The 4133-nt window shown below is 74.5% G+C and carries 3 protein-coding genes; all 3 read right to left on the reverse strand.

Going from position 1 to position 4133, the window contains the following annotated elements; genetic code table 11:
* Nucleotides 1-1355, reverse strand: a 1355-nt coding sequence (locus tag FE811_RS25920; RefSeq protein WP_181180981.1) for a phage tail protein, incomplete at its 3' end; no start/stop codon positions are given.
* Nucleotides 1352-3892: a hypothetical protein gene (locus FE811_RS25925; RefSeq protein ID WP_140849381.1), complete on the reverse strand. Its 2541-nt coding sequence runs from the start codon at nt 3890-3892 to the stop codon at nt 1352-1354. The genes FE811_RS25920 and FE811_RS25925, both read right to left, overlap by 4 nt.
* Before the next feature lie 4 nt (nt 3893-3896).
* On the reverse strand, nt 3897-4133 hold a 237-nt coding region (locus tag FE811_RS27735; protein ID WP_219848964.1), incomplete at its 5' end, for a hypothetical protein.

The following is a 4133-nucleotide window of genomic DNA, read 5'->3' on the forward strand; positions in this document are numbered from 1 at the left end:
CCCGACGGGGGCCGACGCCAGCGCCCGGCCGGGCAGCGCGCCCGCCGCCAGCGGCAGGGGTTCGTGCAGCGCGCCGTCGGCGCCGATCCAGTAAAGCCTTTCGCCACTGATCCGCTGTTCGGGGATGCGCAGATACAGCGCGCCGCGCAGATAGCCCGCCAACGCCAGCTCNGCGCGCTGCCCGCGACCTCGATCACCGTCGCGCCGATCATGCGGCTGGCGGCGGGGGCCTCGGGGCGCAGGCGCAGCAGCATGGCATGGCTGTCGGGGACATCGCCCGCGCCCGGCGCGGTCCCGGCCTGGCCCGCCGGGCCGACGGTGATCTGCCCGCGCAGCTCTGCCAGCGCCAGGTCGGGCAGGTTGCCGGCAAGCGGGGCCGAGACCAGCTCGATCTGGACCGGGCCGGAATAGCGCCGGGTGTCGGCGTCGATCAGGCCCAGCACGGCAGGGCTGCGTCCCAGGATATTGTCGGCCGGATCGCGCCTGGCATTGCGCGGGACGGGCGTGGCGGGCCGGACGGCGGCGGCGGGAACGCCGGTCAGCCGCACGGCAAAGCGCCCCTCGCGCCCGAACCAGGCACCCGGTTCCTCGGCGAACAGCCCGTCGGGCACGCGGTCGGTGCCGGGCCGGTCGTCGAACCCCGAGGCGCGCACGCGCAGCGGCCGCCAGGCATTGTCCGGGTCGAAGGCAAAGCGCCGATCCCCCGCGCCTGCGGGCAGTTCATGGCAGGCCGCCCGGCGCAGGGGCTGAAGCTGCGTCGGAAAGGCCCAGTGGACCAGGTGCCGCGGATGGACATGGCCGGAATCGGGGCCGATGGGGCGCGGGTCGAAGAGCCGCATCAGCCCCGCCAAGGGCCCCGAGGCGCGGTCGGCGACCGAGGCGGGGCGCAGGTCGGCCATCACCCGCTCGGCGCGCAGCAGGTTCAGGTCCTGCGTCAGCATCAGCGCCTTCCAGCCTTCCCTCAGCGCCACCTGCCGGTCGGACAGCACCCGCGCCATTTCCTCGAGCATCGCGGGCGTGCCCTTGCGCCGCCGCCAGCCCATCGCCGCGCCGAGGTTGCGGCGGTTCGCGTCTGCGTCGCGAAACACCAACTCCAGCCCGATCGAGGCGGCCAGCACCGGCAGCATCTCTTCGCCCGCGCTTTCGATGAACAGGTCGGCATGGAGTTCCTCGACCGATTGGCGCAGGGCGGCCAGGGGGGCGGCAAGCGCCTCGACCATCGCCAGCAGCTCGGCGGGCTCGGGCGGCTCGGCCAGCGCGGCGGCCCGGTCGCGGCGCTTGTAATATTCGGGGACGAGCGCATGGAGCAGGTCGCGCGTGCGGTTCAGGTGGTCGCGGTCATAGGGATAGCTCATGGCGCGCCCCCCTGTTGCAGGCGGCCCAAGGCGCCGGGTTCCAGCACCTGGATCTCCAGCGCCGAGGGCTTCAGCCGCAGCCATTGCCGGGTGCTGGCGTGGATGATGTCGGCGACCTCGGCCGTGCCCGCCGCGGGCAGGGCCAGCCGGTAGCGCGTCGCCAGCGCTGCGGCGATGCCGGGCCGCTCCAGCAGCTGCGCATAAAGGCCCGACAGCGATTGCGGCGCCGAGAGTTCGCGCCCGGCAAAGCTGAACAGCCCCGGCAGGTCGCGCCCGCCCAGCAACAGCGCCTCGGCCTCGTGCCGCGCGGCCTCGGCCAGCCAGGCGCGGTCGCGTTCGATCCGCAAGGCCAGCGCGATGTCCACCGCCTGCGGGGCGGCGACGACCAGCGCCTGCCCGGTATCGCGGCGCGCATCCAGGAAGGCGGTGAAACCCGCAAGATCGGCCGGGCCGTTGCCCTCGGCATCGGCGGCGACAAGCTCGATCCCCACGCCGTCGCGCCAGCGGGCCGAGGCGCGGCTGATGCCGGGGAAAAGCAGCGCCAGGTCGGCGTGGTCCTCGATCGAGACGGCGCGGTCGAAGACCCGGACCGGGCGCACCGCCTGCCGGGCGATGTCGTCGGCGCCGGCGGGATCGGCGCCGCCGGCGATGGGCAGGGGGTTCGTCACCGCCCCGATCAGCGGCGACGCCTTGCGGATGCGGCTGAGCCGGCCGGCGCCGGCATTGCCCGCGGCCCCCAGCCCGCAGCGATAGGCGGCGGTCACGTTGCGCCGCCCCGAGGGCGGGATCGCGCCCCGCCCCTCGCCGCCGAAGCGGATGCGGACCTCGCCCGCCGCATCGGTCTGGGCCAGATGGACCCGCGCGTCGGGGCCGGCGCCGTGGAAGTCGGGGGCCAGATCCCACAGCACGCCGTCGACGCGCACTTCCAGCGCCATGCGGCTGCCGAGCGCGCCGGGCAGGCGGGTGACGGGGGCGTTCTTCAGCGCGAATTCCTGATGCGGCGTCACCCCGTCCGAACTGCCCAGGATTTCCTGCTTCGCCTCGCCATGGCTGACGCGGACGACATTGCCCAGCACCTCGACATCGCCCATCGGCCAGCCCGCGGGAAAGCCGCCCGGCACCTCCAGCCGCAGGGTCCAGCCCTCGCTGCCGGCGGCCGGCGCCTTGATCGCGGCGAAGATCGCCTCGCGCGCCTCGCCGGTCGAGACGCGGCGCAGGATCGCCGGGCGGCCGGGGCGCATGGCAGAGAGGTCCGCCGCGACCGCGAACTCGGGCTGGAGCGGCGCCGGGTTCGGGATGGCGGGCAGGGGCTCCAGCACCTCGGACCAGCCGGTCAGGACATGGGCGTCCAGCGGAAACTCGGTCCATGACCGCAGCGGCCGGGCGGGCGAGGGCATGGCCAGCCCCAGCGTGGTCGCCCGGCCGGAAAGCGCGGTTTCGGTGACGGTCTTTTCGGTCGTGACCGACACCACGGCCGCGCCCGCCGCATTGGTCGAGGTCGCGACCTTGGGCTGTTCGGTCACTTCGCCGCGCAGGAAGGTCGCGCCCGTCTCGGCCAGGGTTTCCAGCCAATAGACCTCGGCCCGGTCGGGGAAAAGCACCACGGCCGCGTCGCCGGGCGCGGGCGGATCGTTCAGCGCTTCCGCAAGCAGCAGGGCATCGCCGAGCGCCGCGGGCGAGACATAGCCGAAGGCGGTGGTGCCCGCGGGCTGGGTGGTCGGCGGGCTGGCATAGGGCTGGGCCGCGGCCAGCGCCCCGGCCGGCCAGAGCGCGCCCGGAGCGTTCCAGCCGAACAGCCGCGCGTCATGGCGCGGCCGGGCCAGGATGCGATAGCCGGCCTGCCAGTCCGCGCCGGTGCCCGCCTCGGCAAAGGCATGGCCGCCGATGTGCCGCAGCCCGATCTGCGGCGGCCTGCTGCCCTCCATCGCCTCGGCGACGCGAAAGACGCCGAGCCCGCGCGCGCCGTCCAGGACGACGATCTCGTCCTTGCCCAGCCCGTGGCGTTTTTTCAGGCGCAGCACCAGATGCCCGCCGCTGGCCTGCACGGGGTCCGGGATCTCGGCCCCGGCGGGGCGGATGGCGTTCCATTGCGCGTCGAGCTGCGCCTCGGCCAGGGTCTCGAAGGTCTGCGCCCTGGCCTCGCCCAGGGGCGAGGTCTGCAAGGCGAAGCCCTGCGGCAGGCTGCCCGACAAGCCGGGCTTGACGGTGAAGGCCGCAAGCCCGGTTGCCGCCGCGCCGGGGCCGGGGCTGTAGGCCAGCTTGCGGGCATGGCGGGTCAGGTTTTCGGCCAGCCGGGCCGAGCCGAGGCAGGCTTCGCGCGCATAAAGCCCCTGATGCTCGCCCAGGATATGCGCGACCAGCGCCGGCAGTTCGATCAGCGTGCGGGCAAGGCCGCGCCCCTTGGCTGGGATCTCGATGCCATGGCCGTCGCGGGCGACGGCTTCGGCCATCGCGACCAATGCGTTGAAATCGGGCCCGAAATAGCGGCTGTCGCCGCGAGGCGAGGGGCTGGGGCGATGGATCGGCGGGCGCGACATGGCTTTACCCCGTGCTTGCGGGTTCGGGTGCGGGGCCGGCCACGACGAAGCCCTGGCCGGGCGGCGGCGTGTCGGTGCCCATGACGGTGACGGTCAGCCGGCCCTGTTCGGGTCGCGCCTCGTCGCCGGAAAATTGCGCGATCTCGGTCGGGCCCAGCTCGATCGCCGGCAGGACGGCGGGCGCGCCCGCGCGGCGCAGCGGGCGGAAGGTCGCGGCCTTGACCGCGCCCACGCCGGGCGC

Source organism: Paracoccus sp. FO-3, from assembly GCF_006386455.1.
Taxonomy (GTDB): Bacteria; Pseudomonadota; Alphaproteobacteria; order Rhodobacterales; family Rhodobacteraceae; genus Paracoccus; species Paracoccus versutus.